At 71.4% G+C, this 18583-nt stretch carries 16 protein-coding genes and 1 rRNA gene; 10 read left to right on the top strand and 7 right to left on the bottom strand.

Annotated elements, in window-relative coordinates:
- The 6 genes from rrf to QSJ33_RS15430 all read left to right on the top strand — a co-directional run.
- A 5S ribosomal RNA gene (gene rrf, locus QSJ33_RS15455) occupies positions 1-103 on the top strand; the annotation flags it as partial.
- Between the two features lie 120 nt (positions 104-223).
- Positions 224-2938: a pyruvate, phosphate dikinase gene (gene ppdK, locus QSJ33_RS15450; protein WP_285727859.1), complete on the top strand. Its 2715-nt coding sequence runs from the start codon at positions 224-226 to the stop codon at positions 2936-2938.
- A gap of 63 nt (positions 2939-3001) precedes the next feature.
- Complete coding sequence (gene ettA, locus QSJ33_RS15445) at positions 3002-4687, top strand: energy-dependent translational throttle protein EttA (RefSeq protein ID WP_285727857.1); 1686 nt, start codon at positions 3002-3004, stop codon at positions 4685-4687.
- Positions 4684-5301: a hypothetical protein gene (locus QSJ33_RS15440; RefSeq protein WP_285727855.1), complete on the top strand. Its 618-nt coding sequence runs from the start codon at positions 4684-4686 to the stop codon at positions 5299-5301. The genes ettA and QSJ33_RS15440 overlap by 4 nt, the downstream gene beginning before the upstream one ends.
- The gene (locus QSJ33_RS15435; protein ID WP_285727853.1) at positions 5301-6164 is read left to right on the top strand and encodes a DNA cytosine methyltransferase; all 864 of its coding nucleotides are present in this window, start codon (positions 5301-5303) and stop codon (positions 6162-6164) included. Before QSJ33_RS15440 ends, QSJ33_RS15435 begins: the two co-directional genes overlap by 1 nt.
- Positions 6165-6187: 23 nt before the next feature.
- Positions 6188-6769 carry a phosphorylase family protein gene (locus QSJ33_RS15430; RefSeq protein ID WP_285727851.1) on the top strand — a complete coding sequence of 194 codons (582 nt, stop codon included), beginning with the start codon at positions 6188-6190 and terminating at the stop codon, positions 6767-6769.
- Here the strand turns inward: QSJ33_RS15430 and QSJ33_RS15425 are convergent.
- Complete coding sequence (locus QSJ33_RS15425; RefSeq protein WP_285727849.1) at positions 6738-9065, bottom strand: ComEC/Rec2 family competence protein; 2328 nt, start codon at positions 9063-9065, stop codon at positions 6738-6740. The two genes, QSJ33_RS15430 and QSJ33_RS15425, sit on opposite strands and share 32 nt — an antisense overlap.
- 66 nt (positions 9066-9131) lie before the next feature.
- Here QSJ33_RS15425 and QSJ33_RS15420 point away from each other — a divergent pair, with 66 nt between their 5' ends.
- The 3 genes from QSJ33_RS15420 to QSJ33_RS15410 all read left to right on the top strand — a co-directional run bounded on the left by QSJ33_RS15420 (position 9132) and on the right by QSJ33_RS15410 (position 13097).
- A complete protein-coding gene (locus QSJ33_RS15420) occupies positions 9132-10538 on the top strand; it encodes a sigma-54-dependent transcriptional regulator (RefSeq protein WP_285727847.1) in 1407 nt (468 codons plus the stop codon).
- Entirely contained in the window at positions 10535-11194 is a 660-nt protein-coding gene (locus tag QSJ33_RS15415) for a hypothetical protein (protein ID WP_285727845.1), read from the top strand. The genes QSJ33_RS15420 and QSJ33_RS15415 overlap by 4 nt, the downstream gene beginning before the upstream one ends.
- Positions 11195-11279: 85 nt before the next feature.
- Complete coding sequence (locus QSJ33_RS15410; RefSeq protein ID WP_285727842.1) at positions 11280-13097, top strand: energy transducer TonB; 1818 nt, start codon at positions 11280-11282, stop codon at positions 13095-13097.
- A 15-nt stretch (positions 13098-13112) separates the two neighbouring features.
- Here QSJ33_RS15410 and rnhA read toward each other — a convergent pair whose 3' ends face one another.
- Together rnhA and lat are read right to left on the bottom strand one after the other, a co-directional pair.
- On the bottom strand, positions 13113-13565 hold the full coding sequence (gene rnhA, locus QSJ33_RS15405) for a ribonuclease HI (protein ID WP_285727840.1): 453 nt from the start codon (positions 13563-13565) through the stop codon (positions 13113-13115).
- Complete coding sequence (lat, locus tag QSJ33_RS15400) at positions 13562-14914, bottom strand: L-lysine 6-transaminase (RefSeq protein WP_285727837.1); 1353 nt, start codon at positions 14912-14914, stop codon at positions 13562-13564. The genes rnhA and lat overlap by 4 nt, the downstream gene beginning before the upstream one ends.
- A 53-nt stretch (positions 14915-14967) precedes the next feature.
- On the opposite strand from lat, the gene QSJ33_RS15395 reads away from it, so the two are divergent.
- Positions 14968-15408 (top strand): molybdenum cofactor biosynthesis protein MoaE, encoded by a 441-nt coding sequence (locus QSJ33_RS15395; RefSeq protein ID WP_285727835.1) that lies wholly within the window; start codon positions 14968-14970, stop codon positions 15406-15408.
- Between the two features lie 22 nt (positions 15409-15430).
- Here the strand turns inward: QSJ33_RS15395 and QSJ33_RS15390 are convergent, their stop codons facing one another.
- From QSJ33_RS15390 to QSJ33_RS15375, 4 genes are all read right to left on the bottom strand, one after another.
- On the bottom strand, positions 15431-16513 hold the full coding sequence (locus tag QSJ33_RS15390; RefSeq protein WP_285727833.1) for a S41 family peptidase: 1083 nt from the start codon (positions 16511-16513) through the stop codon (positions 15431-15433).
- Between the two features lie 104 nt (positions 16514-16617).
- Complete coding sequence (locus QSJ33_RS15385) at positions 16618-17196, bottom strand: hypothetical protein (RefSeq protein ID WP_285727831.1); 579 nt, start codon at positions 17194-17196, stop codon at positions 16618-16620.
- A gap of 67 nt (positions 17197-17263) precedes the next feature.
- Positions 17264-17902, bottom strand: a complete 639-nt coding sequence (locus QSJ33_RS15380; protein WP_285727829.1) for a zf-HC2 domain-containing protein — start codon at positions 17900-17902, stop codon at positions 17264-17266.
- A gap of 1 nt (position 17903) precedes the next feature.
- Positions 17904-18458, bottom strand: coding sequence for an RNA polymerase sigma factor (locus tag QSJ33_RS15375; RefSeq protein ID WP_285727827.1), 555 nt, complete (start codon positions 18456-18458; stop codon positions 17904-17906).
- Positions 18459-18583 lie beyond the last annotated feature (125 nt).

The following is an 18583-nucleotide window of genomic DNA, read 5'->3' as shown; positions in this document are numbered from 1 at the left end:
CCCCGGGGGTCACACCCGTTCCCATCCCGAACACGGCAGTTAAGACCCGGAGGGCCGATGATACTGCTCCCCACAGGAGTGGAAAAGTAGGTCGCTGCGACGTTAATTCACAATCGGGCCATCCCTCATGGATGGCCCGATTTTTCTGTCCGGTCCCCCGCAATGGCGGGGGATTTTCGCGTACGCCTCCGGATACACTGGGGGTTCCGCGTGGAGGATATCGATGGGCAAAGGTGTTTACACCTTCGGGGGGAACCGCAACGAGGGCAGCGCCGCGATGCGCGATCTGCTGGGCGGTAAAGGCTGCAACCTGGCCGAGATGGCTGGCCTCGGGATTCCGGTGCCCCCGGGCTTCACCCTGACCACCGAGCAGTGCGGCGCCTATTATGCGAACGGCCGCCAGCTCGCCGAACCGCTGAAGGCGGAAGTGCTCCAGGCGCTCCGGTGGCTGGAAGGCGTCCGTGCCTGCACCTTCGGGGCCGGCCCGAACCCCCTGCTGCTCTCCGTGCGCTCCGGTGCGCGGGTGTCCATGCCGGGCATGATGGACACGGTGCTGAACCTCGGACTCAACGACACCACCGTCGGGGCCCTGGTGGCCGCCAGCGGCAATCCCCGTTTCGCCTGGGACTCCTACCGCCGCTTCATCACGATGTACAGCAACGTGGTGCTCGGAGTGGAGCACGCCCTCTTCGAGGCCGAGCTGGAGCGCGCCAAGGAGCGCCTGGGCAAGCACCAGGACACGGACCTCTCGGCCGAGGATTGGAAGGTCCTCGTGACGGCCTTCAAGGACATCGTGCACGAGGAGACCGGGAAGGCCTTCCCGCAGGATCCGATGGATCAGCTCTGGGGGGCCATCCGCGCCGTGTTCGAGAGCTGGAACACGCCCCGGGCCATCACCTACCGCCGGCTGCACCGGTTCTCGGACGACTGGGGCACCGCGGTGAACGTGCAGAGCATGGTCTTCGGCAACATGGGCGACGATTGCGGGACGGGCGTGGCCTTCACGCGCGACCCGGCTACGGGCGAGAAGCTGTTCTACGGTGAGTACCTGATCAACGCCCAGGGCGAGGACGTGGTGGCGGGCATCCGCACCCCCCAGCCCATCACGCGCCGCCAGGCGGAGGGCACCGGGCTCAAGAGCCTCGAGGAGGCCATGCCCGAGGCCTTCGCCGAGCTGGACGCCACCTGCAAGCGGCTCGAGACCCACTTCAAGGACATGCAGGACATCGAATTCACCATCGAACGGGGGAAGCTGTTCCTGCTGCAGACCCGCAACGGGAAGCGCACGGCCATGGCCGGCATCCGCATCGCCATCGACCTGGTGGACGAGGGGCTCATCGACAGCCATGTCGCCCTGAAGCGCATCGACGCCGACAGCCTCTCCCAGCTCCTGGCCCCGGTGTTCGATCCCAAGGAGAAGGAACGGCTGCGCAAGGAGGGCCAGCTCCTCACGAAGGGCTTGAACGCGGGTCCCGGCGCGGCCACGGGGCGCATCGCCCTGACGGCCGAGGACGCCGAGCGCATGGGGCAGGAAGGCCCGGTGGTGCTCGTCCGGGTGGAGACCAGTCCCGAGGACATCTCGGGCATGGTGGCCTCCCAGGGCATCCTCACGGCCCGGGGTGGCATGACCAGCCACGCGGCCGTGGTGGCCCGCGGCATGGGGAAGCCCTGCGTCTGCGGTGCCTCGGCCATCCAGATCGACCAGGCGAAGGCCCTGGTGCGCGTCGGGGAGCATGAGCTCAAGGCCGGCCAGGACTGGATCTCCATTGACGGCTCCACGGGCGAGGTCTTCGCGGGCCGGCTGAGCGCCCATCCATCCGAAGTGAACCAGGTGCTGGTGGACGGCCGCATGAAGGCCGCCGACAGCGAGCTCTACCGCCGCTTCGAGAAGATCATGGCCTGGAGCCGGGAAGCCAAGCGGCTCAAGGTGCGCACCAACGCGGACACGCCCCACGATGCCGCCGTGGCCCGGGCCTTCGGGGCCCAGGGCATCGGCCTCTGCCGCACCGAGCACATGTTCTTCGAGGGCGACCGCATCCTCTCGGTGCGGGAGATGATCCTGGCCACGGACACCGAAGGCCGGAAGAAGGCCCTGGCCAAGCTGCTCCCCATGCAGCGGGAGGACTTCGAGGGCATCTTCACGGCCATGGACGGGCTGCCCGTGAACATCCGCCTGCTGGATCCCCCGCTCCACGAGTTCCTGCCCCAGGACGAGGCCGGCCAGAAGGAGATGGCCCAGGTGCTGGGCGTGGACCTGGCCACCGTCCAGCGGCGCGTGGCCCAGCTTCATGAGTTCAACCCCATGATGGGCCACCGCGGCTGCCGCCTGGGCATCACCTACCCCGAGCTCATCCGCATGCAGACCCGCGCCATCGCGGAAGCCGCCCTCAACGTGGCCGCGAAGGGCGTGAAGGCCGTGCCCGAGATCATGGTGCCCCTCATCGGCACCGTGCGGGAACTGGCCTTCACCAAGGTCGAGATGCTCGACGAGATCGCCCAGGTGAACCAGGAGCGGGGCGCGGCCTTCAGCTGCCCCATCGGCACCATGATCGAGATCCCCCGGGCGGCCATCACCTCCGACCGCATCGCCGAGGAAGCCGAGTTCTTCAGCTTCGGCACCAACGACCTCACCCAGATGGGGTTCGGCTTCAGCCGGGATGATGCCGGCAGCTTCCTGCCCGAGTACGTCGGGAAGAAGATCCTGGAGGACGATCCCTTCCAGAGCCTGGACCAGGAGGGCATCGGCGAGCTGGTGCGGATCTCCTGCGAGAAGGGGCGCGCCGCCCGCCCCGGCATCAAGCTGGGCGTCTGCGGCGAGCACGGCGGCGACCCCCGCAGCGTGGTCTTCTTCCACAAGGTGGGCCTCGACTACGTGAGCTGCTCGCCCTACCGCGTGCCCATCGCCACCCTGGCGGCGGCCCAGGCGGCGCTCGGATAGGCCCCGGGACTCGGGTATCCTGGAAAGGCCGCGCCCCGCGCGGCCTTTTTGTCGGAACCCGCCATGGCCAAGACCTCCAGCGAGCAGCCTGAGATCATCTACTCGATGATGCGGGTCAGCAAGATCTACAACAACAAGCCCGTCATCAAGGACATCTCCCTCAGCTACTTCTATGGGGCGAAGATCGGCGTGCTGGGCCTCAACGGATCCGGCAAGAGCACCGTGCTGCGCATCATGGCCGGCGTGGACCCGGACTTCAACGGCGAGGCCGTGCTGAGCAAGGGCTACACCACGGGCATCCTCGACCAGGAACCGAAGCTCGACGAGGCTAAGACCGTCCGCGAAGTGGTGGAGGAGGGCGCCGCCGAGAAGGTGGCGTGGCTGAAGGAATACAACGAGATCGCCGAGCGGTTCGCCGATCCCGACGCCGACATGGATGCGCTGCTGGCCCGGCAGGGCGAGCTGCAGGAGAAGATCGACGCCCACGACTGCTGGGACCTGGACACGCAGCTGGAGCAGGCCATGGACGCCCTCCGCTGCCCCGATCCGGAGACGAAGATCGGCGTCCTCTCCGGCGGCGAGCGGCGGCGTGTGGCCCTCTGCCGCCTCCTGCTCCAGAAGCCCGACATCCTCCTGCTGGACGAGCCCACGAACCATCTCGATGCCGAGACCGTGGCGTGGTTGGAGAAGCACCTCCAGGACTATGCCGGCACGGTCATCGCCGTCACCCACGACCGCTATTTCCTGGATCACGTGGCGGAGTGGATCCTGGAGCTGGACCGCGGCGAGGGCATCCCCTGGAAGGGCAACTACTCGAGCTGGCTGGAGCAGAAGCAGGGACGGCTGGCCCGTGAGGAGAAGTCCGACCAGAAGCGGCAGAAGACCCTGGAGCGCGAGCTCGATTGGATCCGCATGTCGCCCAAGGGCCAGCACACCAAGAGCAAGGCCCGCATCGCCAACTACGAGCGGCTGGCGGGCGAGGAGGGCCGGCAGAAGGAGCAGGAGCTGGAGATCTACATCCCCAGCGGCCCGCGCCTCGGCGACCTCGTGGCCGAGCTGACGGGCGTGACCAAGGCCTACGGCGACCGCGTCCTCTTCGAGAACCTGACCTTCGCCATCCCCAGGGGCGGCATCCTCGGCGTCATCGGCCCCAACGGTGCCGGCAAGTCCACGCTGCTGCGCCTGCTCACGGGCCAGGAGACGCCGGATGCCGGGACGATCCGCCTGGGCGAGACCGTGAAGATGGCCTACGTGGACCAGCTCCGCGCCGGCCTGGACCCGGACAAGAGCGTGTTCGAGGCGGTGTCGGGCGGCTATGAGCAGATCGAGCTGGGCGGCAAGCTCGTGAACGCCCGGGCCTGGCTCAGCCGCTTCGGCTTCTCCGGCGACGCCCAGCAGAAGAAGGTGCGCGAGCTGAGCGGCGGGCAGCAGAACAGGCTGAACCTGGCCCTCACCCTCAAGAGTGAATCCAACCTGCTCTTCTTCGACGAGCCCACGAACGACCTGGACGTGAACACCATGCGGGCCCTGGAGGAGGCCATCGAGGCCTTCGCCGGCAGCGCCGTGGTGGTGAGCCACGACCGCTGGTTCCTGGACCGCCTGGCCACCCACATCCTGGCCTTCGAGGGCGATTCGAAGGTGGAATTCTTCGACGGCAACTACACCGAGTACGAGCAGTACCGGAAGGACGTCCTGGGCCTCAAGCCCTTCGATCCCCACCGCATCAAGTACCGCAAGCTGACCCGATGACGGACGCACCGCCCCTCGCCTCCCCGCTGGCCCTCTTCGCGGCCGGTTTCGGCCTCGTCGCCGGCGCTGCGGCCATCGGCCTCGGGGTCCAGGCCGAGGCCCCGGCGGCCTGGGGGCTGGGGGCCGCCTGCCTGCTGCAGGTGCCGCCTTCGCTCCACCTGTGGCAGCGCATCCGCGAGGGCTTCGGGAACCGTGGCCTCGACCGCGAGCGCCGCACCCTCCGCGCCATCAGCCACCTCCTCCGCCTGCTGGCCCTGGGCCTGGCCATCGCCTCCGTGCTGGCCTGGACCGAGGGGCGCTCGGTCCGGCCGAGCCTCACGGGGTCCGGCCTGGCCGCGGGCGCCACCCTCGGATTCCTGGCCCTCTGGCTCGCGAAGCGGCGCCTGGTGGGCCGGCATCCGTCGCTGGATCTCGACGTCGCGCGCCTCCGTGCGATGGTCGAACTCGCGGCCCTCGCCCTCGCGGGAGGCCTCCTGGGCCTGGTGGTTCCCTGGGCGGGCCCCGCCGCAGGGCTGGCCATGGCCCTTCGCCTCTTCCTCGAAGGCCGCACCCTCGCCCGGGGGACCACCGTCTCCCTCGTCGGCTGCGGCGGGTGCGGAGGCGGCTGCGGCTGATGCGCGTCCTGGAGCTGTTCTCGGGCCTGGGGGGGTGGCGGCTGGCCCTCGGGAACCGGGGTGCCGTGGCGGCGGCCTACGACGTCAGCGAGGCGGCCAATGCCACCTACGCGCTGAACCACGGGGATCAGCCGAAGCCCCGGGAGCTGGCCACGATCCCGCTCCAGCAGCTGGCCGCCCACGGCGCCGATACGTGGCTCCTGAGCCCACCCTGCCAGCCCTTCTGCCGCATGGGCAACCACGGCGGGCTGGCCGACCGGCGCAGCCGGGCCTTCCGCCACCTCATGGACCTTTTCCGCGAAGCGCCGCCGGAGCGGCTGGTGCTGGAGAACGTGGGCGGCTTCCTGGGCTCGGACGCCCATGCCCTCCTGCTGGAGCGCCTGCGGGCCCACGGGCTTCACCGCCTGGAGCTGCAGGCCTGCCCCAGCCGCTTCGGGCTGCCCAACCAGCGGCCCCGGGTGTTCGTGGTGGCCTCGCGGAGGCCCCTGGCGGCTCGGCCCCTTCCGGACCTGCCGCCGCGCCGGATCGCCGAATGCCTGGATGCGGAGGAGGACGGGACCCTCTACCTGCCTGAAGCCGCGCTGGCCCGGCACCGCCACGGGATGGACTTCGTCACCGCCGAAGATTGCCGCAGCACCTGCTTCATCGGCGGCTACGGCCAGCGCTTCGTGGGGAGCGGCTCCTTCCTGCGTTCGACCCTGGGTGTCCGCCGTTTCTCGCCGGCCGAGGTGGCGCGGCTCCTGGGCCTGCCGGAGGGCTTCCGCTTTCCGCCCGAGGTGTCCCGGGAGGCCCGCTACAGGCTGCTGGGCAACGGTCTCTCGATCCCGGTGGCGGCCTGGGCCCTGTCCCACCTCGACGCCTGATCCCCGCTGCGGGACCATGGCGCATGGGCCTCCTCCTCGCCGCCTTCCCGCCTGAACTCGGTCCCCTGGCCGAGGCGCCGCCGCACGGCTGGGAGACGGCCTGCACGGGCGTGGGGGCGCTGACCGCCGCGGCCACGACCGCGCGGCTCCTGGCGGAGCGCCGGCCGGAGGCCGTGGTCTTCCTGGGCACCTGCGGGCGCTACGACGAGCGGCTGGGGCTCTTCGAGTGCCTGTGGGCCACGGAGGCCATCGCGACCTCCCTGGAGGAAGTCCGCGGCGGCGCCTACCGGCCCGCCCCCGAGCGCACCCGCTGGACCGCCACCCTGGAGGGGCCGCTGCCGGGCCGGACCGTGGCCGTGCCCCCCGCCATCACCCGCACCCTAGAGGGGGCGAGGGCCCTGGCGGCCATCGCCCCGGTGGAGCACCTGGAGCTGACGGGGGTCTTCGCGGCCTGCGAGGCCGCCGGCGTGCCCTTCGGGGCGGCCCTGGTGGTCGTGAACGACGTGGGGCCGGAGGCCCAGGCCCAGTGGAAGGCCAACCATGCCGAGGGCAGCCTGCGGCTCATCGCCGCCCTCAGGGGGACGGGATTCCTCGAACGGCCGTGAAGGCCCGGCGTCCGTCGCCGGTGGTGAGGGCCCACCCGCCTGCGACCGCCTCCACGCGCACGCCGCCGCAGAGGCCCGTGACCCAGGGCTGGAGCCCATGGGCGGCCAGTCCGGCGAGCGTCTCCCGGTGCGGATGCTCGAAGCGGTTCCGCAGCCCGGCGGGAATGATCGCGAGCTCGGGATCCAGGGCGGCGATCCAGGCGGGATCCGAGGCGTTGCGGCTGCCGTGGTGGCCCACCTTCAGCAGCCGGTGGGGCGCCAGGCCAGGATCGCCAAGATCCATGAGATCCCGTTCCTGGGGCGCCAGGGCGTCGCCCATCAGCCACAGCTCCCGGTCCTGCCAGCGCACCCGGAGCACGAGGGACACCATGTTGGGATCGGGCAGGGCGAAGGGCCTCGGCGGCCAGCGGACGCTGAAGGCCGCCGGACCCCGCGTCCAGGCGTCCCCGCGGAGCAGGCCCTGGGCCTCGTACCGGGCCGGGGCGTAGGGCGCCCAGGGGTCGTCCTCGTCGGCGGTGGCGGGCACGCCCGTGGAGGCCAGGGGCCAGAGCCGGGCCAGGGTGGACCAGCCGCCCGCGTGGTCCCCGTGGGCGTGGGTGATCACCAGGTGGATCGGTTCCCGCACGCCCCGGCGGCTGAGGACGCGGACCAGCCGGCGCCCGCTCCAGGGCAGGGGCCCCGTGTCCACCACGGTGGCGTCGCCCCCGGGCACCCGCAGGAGCAGGCCGTCCCCCTGGCCCACGTCCACGGCCTCCAGGCTGAGGGTGGTGGGGGCCTGACCGGTGCCCCGGGTGCCCAGGAGGACCAGTGAACCGGCCACCAGGGCCACCGTCAGGGCGCGGCTGCGCCGGTGAAGGGCCTGGCGGTGGGCGAGGAGGAGCCAGCCCAGGGCCAGGGCGAGCCAGGGCCAGAGGATCCCCGTGGCCAGCGGCGCGATGCCGGTGAGAGCGGGCACGAGGCGATCGCCCATCCAGGTGAGGACGGCCGCGGCGGCCGGGGTGAGGCCGGGCAGGGGCACCAGGATCAGCAGGAGGCAGACGGGCGTGAGGAACGCCACCAGGGGCAGCACCAGCAGGTTGGCGAGGATGCCCCAGCGCGGCGCCCCGCCGTGCAGCAGGGCCAGCAGAGGCAGGGTCGAAAGCCAGGGGGCCGCCAGCCGGGCGAAGGGCAGGGCCAGGCGGCCCAGGAGCGGGGCCACCAGGCCCGCCAGGGGCTCGGCGCCCCAGAGCAGGCCCAGGAGGGCCCACCAGGCGAGCAGGAAGCCGGGCTCGACCCCGGCGGCCGGGTGGCCCAGCAGCCAGAGGAGCAGGGCCAGGTGCAGCCCCGCCACCGGCGGCAGCTTCCAGCCGCTGGTGCGGCCCAGGGCCCAGGCCACGCCCATGAAGAGGCCCCGCCACACGGGGGCGGAGAAGCCCACCAGGCCGCAGTAGAGCAGGCCCGCGGCAATGGATCCGGCCGAGGCCCCGCGCAGCCGCAGGCGGCGCAGGAGGGCCTCCACGGCCACCATCACGAGGGTGACCTGGAGCCCCGAGACCACCAGGATGTGGATGGTGCCGCTCTCCGCGAACACGCTGAAGTGCGATTCGTCGGCGGGCGGGATGCCCAGGGCCAGGGCGCCCCAGAGGTCCTTCGCCGTGGGGTCCAGGGGCAGGGCCTCGAAGCGGCGCCGGACGAAGACCTGGAGGCGCAGCAGGGGCGAGGGGGCCGGGGGTCCGAGCGGTTCCAGCAGCTGGGCGGAGGCGAGGTGGATGCGGCGGGGGGCCTCGTCGCTGCGGGCCCGCCAGAGGGGCCGCTCCGCCAGGAACACCGGGGCCGGGGCGACGGAGCGCAGCTCCGCGCGCAACCGCACCGGCGTGCCCGGCGCGGGCGGCGCCTGCTCGCCGTCCGCCGGGACCGTCAGGGGCAGGGCCAGGCCCCGGAGGCTGGCGGGCGAGGCCACCGCCAGGCGGGTGCCGAGGCGTTCGCCCTGGAGGGTCCAGGGCGCGTCGATGCGCCCCTCCACGGCCTGGAAGCCGGTGGGGAGGGCGGTTTCCCAGCGGGCCTGCCGCTGGAGGCCCAGGAAGGTGATCGCCATGAGGATCGCCGCGAGGGGCACCACAGCCCAGCGGCGGGAGCGGACCCGCAGGAGGCAGAGGGCCAGGCCGATCCAGCCCAGGATCAGCCAGGGGAACGCCACCCGGCCGTCCCAGCGCTCCGGGAGGAGCCAGGGCAGGGTGCAGGCCGCGGCCAGGGCCCAGGCGAGGGGCCAAAGGGGCGCCCCGGACAGGCGCTGCCACAAAGCAGATCTGGAGAGCATCAAAGGAGTCTATCCGGGCTGTCCAAACCTTGACAGGGGCCTCCGGGCCGGGGGACCCTGACAGGCATGAACCCGGCCCGTGCCCTGCTGGTGGACGACGATCCCACCATCCTGGAAGTGGTGGGCACCCTGCTGTCCCGGCACGGGCACGAGGTCGTGGGGACCGGTTCCGGCCTTCGCGCGGCCCAGTGCCTGCGCAGCGAACACTTCGACCTGGCGGTGGTGGACCTCATGCTGCCGGACCTCAGCGGCCTGGAACTGGCGCGGCAGGCCGTGGCCAAGCCGGACACGGTGGTCGTGGTGCTCTCCGGCTCGACGTCGGTGGAGACGGCCCTCCAGGCCATGAAGATGGGCATCTACGACTACGTGCCCAAGCCGTTCCGGACCGAGGAGCTGGAGCACACGCTGCTGCGGGCCATCGAGAAGTCCCAGCTGAACCAGGAGAACAAGCGCCTCCGGGAGCAGATCCAGGGCCAGACCTCCGGGCCGCAGATGGTGGGCCGTTCCGCCGCCTGGGAGAACCTCCAGACGCTGCTGCGGCGGGTGGCCCCCTCGCCCTCCACGGTGCTCATCACGGGTCCCTCGGGCACGGGCAAGGAGCTGGCCGCCCGCGCCATCCACCAGTGGAGCCCCCGGGCCCACGGGCCCTTCGTGCCCATCCACTGCGGAGCGATCCCCGAGACGCTGCTGGAGGACGAGCTCTTCGGCCATGTGCGGGGCGCCTACACGGACGCGCGCACGGACCGACCCGGCCGCTTCCAGCAGGCCGAGGGGGGCACCCTGTTCCTGGACGAGATCGGCACCATGCCCCTCAGCCTCCAGGTGAAGCTGCTGCGGGTCATCCAGGAGCGGGAGTTCACGCCCCTGGGGTCCACGCGCACCGTGAAGGCGGACTTCCGCCTGCTGGCGGCCACCAACGAGGACCTGGGCGCCCTGGTGGCCCAGCGCCGGTTCCGGGAGGATCTCTACTACCGCCTGAACGTGATCCCCATCCAGCTCCAGCCCCTGAAGGAGCATCCGGACGACATCCCCGTGCTGGTGGCCCACTTCATCCGCAAGTTCGCCCGGGAGCTGGGCCTGCCCCTCAAGCAGGTGGAGCCCGCCGCCCTGCAGGCCCTGGAGGCCTACGGCTGGCCGGGCAACGTGCGCGAGCTGGAGAACGCGGTGGAGCGGGCCATGGCCCTGGGCTCCGATCCCGAGCGGCTCCTGCTCCAGGATCTGCCGGCCTCGGTGGCCGGCGTGGTGCCTTCGGTGGCCTTCCCCAGCCTGCCCCAGCACCGGGACCTGGGCCGCTTCCTGGAGGACCTGGAGCGGCACCTGATCCTGGAGGCGCTCCAGGGCACGGGCTGGAACAAGAGCGAGTCCGCCCGCCGCCTCGGCATGCGCCGGACCACGCTGCTCCACCGCCTCCGGGCCCTGGGCATCCCCCTGGATCCCCTGCACGAGACCCCCGTCTCCCACGAGGTCCCATGAACCGCAGCCTGGTGGCCCTTCTCCTGGCCTCCGCCCCCCTGGCGGCCTGGTCCCCCCGCATGCACGAAGCCCAGACGGCCAAGGCCCTGCGGCTCATCCCGAAGCGGATGGCGGCCTTCCTCAGGGCCCATCCCCAGGCGCTCCTGGACGGGGCCCGCGGCGTGGCCAACGACGAGCCCCCCACGGCGGAGGCCGTGGCCGCGGAATTCCGCACCGTGCTCCGGCTGAGCGACGAACGGCGCGGCCCCGACGACATCGTCCGGGAGCTGGGCGTGCTGGCCCACCAGGTGCAGCTCCTCCTGGACCCCTCGGCGGTCCAGGGTCTCAGCCCCCTGCGGGAGGACTTCGAGGGCTACGCGGATGAGCAGCTCCCCCACCTGGTGGTGACCCAGGAGCCCTTCTGGGCCGTGCGGGGCAGCCTGGAGCCGGAGCCTGCGCTGAAGCGGTTCATGGCCACCAAGCAGGCGCGGAACCAGCTCCTCCTGGAACACTTCGACGCCGCCACGGGCAAGCGCATCGGCCCCTGGGATGAACTGTCCGTGCCCTACGCCCAGCTCCAGCTCTCCTTCTCCAATGCCGTCTATGCCACCGCCAACCTCTGGATCCTGGCCTGGCGGGCGGCGGGGGACCAGTGGGAGCTTCCGCAGGCGCCGTGAATCATGTTCCCGCCCTGACGCGCCGATGGGCTAGGCGAATCTCGGCTTTCCCGTTATCTTTCCAAGCAATCCATTGGAGTCAGACATGGGCACCTACACGCGCCTCGGGTCCTACCTGCTGGCCTCGGAATTGTCCGGGGACCCCCTCGGCAGCATCCACCGGGGCGTGGTGATCGCGGGCAGCACCTTCGACCGGCATGTGCTGGTGCGGACCTTCTCCGAGGAGCTGTTCCAGGCGGGGATGAACACTCGGCTGCCGGAGGCCGGGCGCGTGGTGCCCCTCCTGGGCGGGGCCCGCATCTTCGGGATGGGCTACCGGCTGGAGGGTGGCAAGAGCCCCCACGTGGCCTGGGACTACGTGCCCGGCCGCACCCTGGCCCAGCTCATCGAGAAGGCCAAGGTGGAGCAGATCCCCTTCGGCGTGGACCACGCGCTGACGGTGATCCAGGGCGTGGCCCAGGGCATCGTGCAGATGCAGGCCAAGGGCGTGAACCACGGCATCCTGAGCCCCCACAGCGTGTGGGTGAGCTTCGAGGGCGCCACCCAGATCGTCGACGCCCCCTTCGCCGCCGTCGCCAAGAGCATGCTGGCCAAGGCCCCCATGGCGAAGCAGAAGCTGGCGGCCTACCTCCAGGGCCCCGAGAGCGATCCCCTGCAGCAGGACCTCTTCGCCCTGGGTGCCCTGCTCTACGAGCTGCTCACCTTCGAGCGCATCCCCGTGGGCGGGGACCTCCAGGGAACCCTCGACCGGGCAACCCTCAAGGCCGCCCAGGAGGAGGCCCCCCTGCCGGCCGAGATCCGGGCCTTCCTGGGCCGGCTGATGCTCGGCCGCCAGCCCTTCCCCACCGTGGACGCCTTCAGCGCCGAGCTGGAGCGGGTGCTCTACGATGGCGAATACAGCCCCACCACCTTCAACATGGCCTTCTTCATGCACACCCTCTTCCGGGAGGAGAACGACCGCGACGCGTCGGCCATGAAGGCGGAGCAGGGGGACAACTACCTCGCCTACACCGCCGCCGGCGAGAGCCTGCGGAGCGGCGCCACCCGCGTGGAACACATCGACGGCCATGCCGAGGAGCAGGAGAACAAGAAGAACAAGACGGTGCTCATCCTCGGGGGCATCGCCGCCGTGGTGGTCCTGGGCCTCGGCTACATCCTCTTCGGTCGTCCCAAGGTCGACCCGGCCCTCCAGAAGCAGATGGCCGACCTCCAGCTGCTGAAGGTCCAGCTCGAGCAGCAGCAGGCGGACCTGAATGCCAAGGCCCAGGCCGAGGCCCAGAAGACCGCCGACATCCAGAAGCAGCTCTCCGAGACCAAGTCCGCCGAGGAGAAGGCCAAGCTGCAGAAGCAGCTGGAGGAGGCCCAGCAGCGCAAGGCCGACCTCGACCGCCAGCGGCAGCAGGCCGATGAGCAGCAGCGGCAGCTGGCCGAGCAGAAGAAGGCCGCCGAGGCCCGGGCTGCCGCCGTGGCCCAGGCCGCGCCGCCGCCGCCGCCGCCGCCCGCCGCACCCGTTCCCGAGATCCCCAAGGCCGTGCCCATGCAGGAGGCCCCCAAGCCCGCGGCCCCCGGGCCCATGCCCGCGGCGCCCCAGGCGGCCCCGTCAGCCCCCGTCGTGGAACAGCCGGCCCGCGTGGTGAACCAGGTCGCCCCGCTGTTCCCCCTCCGGGCCAAGCAGATGCGGTGGGAAGCCAACCAGGAGCATGACGTCCACCTGCGGGTCTTCGTGGGCGAACAGGGCCAGCCCCTGAAGGTCATGGTGAAGCAGGGCATCCCGGGTCCCTACGGCTTCGACGACGCCGCCATCGAGGCCGCGAACAAGTCCACCTTCGCCCCCGCCACCCGCGACGGCAAGCCCGTCCGGGCCTGGGTGGAGATCCTCTACCGCTTCCCGCGCCAGCGCTAGCCGGCCGGCCTGGAGTCAGATCGAGCGGGCCGCCTCGTTCGCGAGGCGGTCCACCCGCTCGTTCTCGGGATGGCCGGCGTGGCCCCGCACCCAGCGGGCCTCCACCTGGTGCCGCGCCAGCTGGGCGTCCAGGGCCTGCCACAGGTCCGCGTTGAGGACGGGCTTGCCGTCGGCCTTCTTCCAGTCCCGGCGCTTCCAGTCCTTAAGCCAGGCCTGGATGCCCTTCACGACGTACTGGCTGTCGCTGAAGAGCTCCACCAGGCAGGGCTGGGTGAGGGCCTCCAGCCCGCGGATGGCGGCGCTCAGCTCCATGCGGTTGTTGGTGGTCTCCGGCTCGGCGCCGGCGGCCTCCTTCTCCCTGTCGCCCGCGGACGCGCGGACGCGCAGCAGGTAGCCCCAGCCGCCCGGGCCGGGATTGCCCAGGCAGGCGCCGTCGCAGTAGAGCTCGACCCGCGGCCGGAGGCTCATCCCACCGTCGCGGGGGCGGTGCTGGCCACCTCGGCCACGGACGTGCGGAGCAGCTCCACGCCGAGGTCCAGGTCCTCGGTGGTGAGGTTCAGGGCCGGCCGGAACCGCAGCCCCTTCACGCCCGTGGAGAGGATCATCATGCCCAGGTCGTGGCCCTTGGCCACCACGGCGTTGCGCAGCTCCGGCGTGGCGATGTCCAGGGCGCAGAAGAGGCCCCGTCCGCGGGGGTTCGCGGTGAACTCCGGGAAGTCGCGGTGGATCTCCTGGAGGCCCTTCAGGAGGCGCTCGCCCTGCTTCACGCCGTGCGCCAGGAGGTTCTCCTCCTGGATCACCTCGAGGATGCGGGTGCCCCGCACCATGTCCACCAGGTTGCCGCCCCAGGTGCTGTTGATGCGGCTGGGCACCTTGAAGACGCTGTCCACCTCGTCCAGGCGGCGGCCGGCGGCGATGCCGCAGACCTGGGTCTTCTTGCCGAAGCTGATGATGTCGGGCTGGACGTCGAACCACTGGTGCGCCCACCACTTGCCCGTGGCGCCGAAGCCGGTTTGCACTTCGTCGAAGATGAGCAGGAACTCATGGCGATCCGCCAACACGCGGAGCTTGCGGAGGAACTCGCCGCGGAAGTGGTTGTCGCCGCCCTCGCCCTGGATGGGCTCGACGATGAGGCAGGCGATGTCATCGGGGTTCGCGGCCACGGCGGCCTCGATGGCCGCGACGGCCTCCGCCTCGGCGGCCTCGGCCTTCGCCACGTTCGCGGCGTCCTGGGGGAACTCGATCTTGGGGTTGGGGATCCGCGGCCAGTCGAACTTGGGGAAGTACTGGTACTTCCGGGGATCGGCCGTGTTGGTGAGGCTCAGGGTGTAGCCGCTGCGGCCGTGGAAGGCCTCGCGGAAGTGGATGACCTTCGAGCCCTTCTCGCCCTTGCCCGCGGCCAGGTTCTTGCGGACCTTCCAGTCGAAGGCGGCCTTGAGGGCGTTCTCCACCGCCAGGGAGCCCCCGTCGATCCAGAAGAGGTGGGGCAGGGTGTCGGGCACGGCCTGGGACCCGAAGGCCTCCACCCACTCGGCGAAGGCCGTGGTGTAGATGTCCGAGTTGGCCGGCTTGTTGACGGCGATGGAGCCCAGCCGGGCCTGGAAGGCCGGCTCCACCAGGCGGGGGTGGTTGTGGCCCAGGGGCGTCGTGGCGAAGAAGGTGTAGAAGTCGAGGTACTTCTGGCCGTTCCGGGCATCCACGATCCAGGATCCGTGGGACTTCTCCAGGTCCATCACCAAGTGGAAGCCGTCCACCAGCATGTGGCGGCCCAGGGTGTCGAAGACAGCGTTCGGATCGACGTGGACGGAATGGGACATGGTCAACCTCACAATCGATCCAGTGTAGGGTTGGGGTTGCACGGGAGGCAGGCATGATTCCCTGGGTGGCGGTGCTGGACGGGCCCCTGGACGCGATGGCTTTACGAAGTGTCATGGAGGACCCCCACGCCGGGGCCCTGGTGCTCTTCGAGGGCCGGGCCCGGGACCACCACGAAGGCCGGCCGGTGCTGGAACTGGCCTACGAGGCCTACGTGCCCATGGCCGAGAAGGAGCTGGGCCTCCTGCGGGAGCGGGCCATCGAGCGCTACGGCCTCACCCGCTGCGCCATCCACCACCGCATCGGCGTCGTGCCCCTCACCGAGGCCGCCGTCGTCGTGGCCGCCAGCAGCGCCCACCGCGCCGAGAGCTTCCAGGCCGCCGCCTGGATCATGGACGAGATCAAGCAGCGCGTGCCCATCTGGAAGCGGGAGCGCTACAAGGACGGGTCGGAGAGCTGGGTCGAGTGCACCCACCGGTTCCAGATGGAGCCCTGAGCCAGCTCCCGCCCCTGGGCCCTCACCGGCGGGGGGCGTAGCTCGGCGTCTCCGGCTCCCCCCTTTCCACCCGGGCCAGGATGGCCTCCAGGCCCCGGCGTTCATCAGGATCCTGCTCCCTCTGGAGGATGCCTTTGAGCGCGGCGGCATAGGCCGTCTTCAGCGCATCGGCGGCGGGCACGGCCAGGTCGGGCTTCACGCCCACATGCTCCCAGTTGGTCTTCGTGACGGGATTGATGCTGCGGGCCGTGGGATTGAAGAGGACGAGGCCCCGCCCCAGGGACATGGGGCTGACGGGGTTGGAGCCTCCGCCGGTGGTCTCGCCCACCAGCGTGCCGCGCTTCTGGGTCTGGAAGTCGTAGGCGCACTCCTCGCCGCCGGAAAAGGTGCGGCGGGAGGTGAGCACATACACCGGGCCCGTGAAGCGCGGTCCCACGGAGGGGTCCGTCCAGAACTGCTGGGTGCTGCCCGAGGGGCGGTCGTAGATGTCGTTGAGATGGCGGCTGTCGCCTTCGGGGAAGAAATGGCTCATCAGGCGCGCCACGCTCTCAGGCCTGCCCCCGTTGTTCCGTCGCAGGTCGATGATCACGGCCCCGCTTCCCGCCAGCAGGGAGAGGGCCTGGGCGTAGGCGGCGCCCACGAATTCCGGGGGGCCGAAGCCGCGGATCTCCAGGTACCCGACGTTGCCAGGGAGCCGGTCCAGCTTCTCGAGGCCGAAGGCCATGCTGGCGGCCTCCTGGCGGCCGCGGGCGATCTCCTCCCGGGTGGGGAGCGCGCTCGTGCCGTCCTCGTCCTTGAAGCGGGGATCCACGATCACCCGGAAGTGGCCATCGTTCCCGAGTTCGCGGAGATCCCGGCTGAGGGCCTCCGCGAAGGCCCGGGTGGTGGCGGCGCCGTCGTAGCCCCCGGCGGCGGCCTTGGCCTGCAGGGCCGCCGCCAGCTTCCCGGCGACCTCGGGGAAGACATAGGTGGTCTTCAGCTTCAGGGCCAGGGTCTCGAGGATGGCCTTCCGGCCGGCGGCATCGAGGGGGGCCGGAGGCGGCGCCTGGGCCACGAGCGCGCAGACGGGCGCGAGGAGGAGGGAGAGGATGGTGCGGGCGGGCATGGCACTCCTGGGCGGCCGGGGGGCCGCGGAAAGGGCAGGGGGAGGGAGGGCGGGACGGCTCGTCCCGGGAGATCCGCTGGCGGGAAGCCGTTCCCGGCGGGAGGTCAGTCGGCGGCGTTCGTCTGCGCGGCGCGGTCCCTGAGGGCGCGGATCACCAGGTAGAGGCCCAGCAGGACGAGCCCGGCGGGCCACCAGCGGCCGATCCAGGCCATGGAGACGCCGAAGCGCAGGTGGAGGAGGCTGAGCGTGCCCGCGGCGATCAGGAGCCCGCCCGCGGCCAGGCGGCCTCCGGCCGACATCGCCTCGCGGCCATCCGGCAGGCGGGGGCGCTCCAGGCGGGCGCTGGCCTCGTTCAGGAGCACGGCGCGGCGGTGGGCATCCACCAGGTTGTAGAGCCAGAAGAACGCCATGAAGATGCCCACCATCGGCTCGAGCTGGCCCAGCTGGTTGGTGGACATGAGGCAGACCAGCGCCGCGGCCGTCGTCCCGTGGATGAACCCCAGCTGGGTGTACCCCAGGTAGACCTGCCCCACGCCCGGCATGAGGGAGAGGACGGTCGCCACCAGCGGGGACTTGTAGCGGGGATCCCGGTAGTAGTCGGGCCGTGCGCCCGGAGAGGGGAGATAGGGCGCGGGCCGCGGGGATCCCTGCGGGGCCTGCTCGAAGTCTTGGGGGGAGGTCATGTCTGGCTCCTGTTCGGAAGGTGGGTTCGTGGGTTCACGTGCCTGAGGGAAAGACGCAGCGGGGCATTCAGGGGTTCGCCTGTTTCAGGGCCGCCTCGATCCGCTTCAGCCAGCCGCGCACCTTGGCGACGGCCCGCCGCCAGAGTCCGGCCGGAGCGGTCTCCCTGAGGGGCCGGAAGGTCCGGCGCAGCGCGGCGGCCGTGTGCCGCTCCGTCCGCACCACCACCCGCGTCAGGCGCTGCGCGGGACCCTGGAGGGGCGCCGTCCAGACCTGGGCGGGAGGCACCAGGCTGTGCCAGGGCACCGGGGCGTACAGGCCCATCATTCCGGCCACCGCGCCCAGGTAGGCCGCCTCCAGCGCGATCCGGGGGCGGTGCAGGAGCCTCCGCCAGGCCGCGCGCGCATCGGTCCCGCGTGCGGCGGGCCGCCTCGAGGTGCTCCGCAGGACCCGCTGGGTGAACCAGGGGCCCGGATCCGCCTCGGCCAGGGCGGGCAGGAGCCTCCCGCTCTCCGCCAGGGCGCGCACGAGCGCCGAGCACGCGGCGCAGTGCGCCAGGTGCCCCCGCAGCAGGTCCGCCTGCGCGCCGTCCAGGCCGCCGTCCACGAAGTCGCAGGCCAGGGCCTCGACGCGCCGGCAGGGCGCCCCCGAGGTGCGCGCCAGGATGGCCTGGGTCAGGGCTTCCGGATCCCGGGGGCGCGTGTCCATCTCAGCCTCCCATGCCCGCGGCGGCGAGCTTCTGGGCCAGCTCCAGGCGGGCCCGGCTGGAGCGCGACTTCACCGTCCCCACCGGCACGTCCAGGAGGGCGGCGATCTCCTCCAGCCCCAGGCCCTGGATCTCCTTGAGCAGGATGATCTCCCGGTTGAGGTCCGTGAGCTCCTGCAGCGCACGGTGCACCATCGTCTTCCGGACTGCCTCCAGGTGGGCCTCTTCAGGACTCTGGTCCGGAGACCGGAGGTCGAACAGCTCGTCCGCGGAGAGGTCCCAGAGGGGCGGCCGGGCCTTCCCCCGCCGCAGGTGGTCGATGCAGGCGTTGCGGGTGATGCGGAGGATCCAGGGCAGGCAGCCGTCCTCGTCGGGGACCAGGGCCAGGTTCTGGTAGATCCGGATGAAGACCTCCTGGGCGAGGTCCCGGGCGTCCTCGGCCTGCGCCGTGTAGTGGTAGGCCAGCCCGAAGACGCGCCCCTGGAAGCGGCGGACGAAGGCCTCCCAGGCCAGCTCGTCGCCGCTCCGGACCAGGGCCAGCAGGGGGGTGGGCTCCATTGGGGTTTCGACGCTCCAGGGCAGGGGGTGCCTAAGGAGCATTAACGCAGGACCGCGCCGAAAGGTTCGGTGGGCTGGAAACGGGGCGGCCTTGATTTTCGCTAATTTTTCGCCATACTTGGATC

The sequence above is a fragment of the Geothrix rubra genome (genome assembly GCF_030268065.1).
Taxonomy (GTDB): domain Bacteria; phylum Acidobacteriota; class Holophagae; order Holophagales; family Holophagaceae; genus Geothrix; species Geothrix rubra.
The sequence above is the reverse complement of the archived record's forward strand: the minus strand, read 5'-3'. Positions and strand labels throughout refer to the sequence as shown.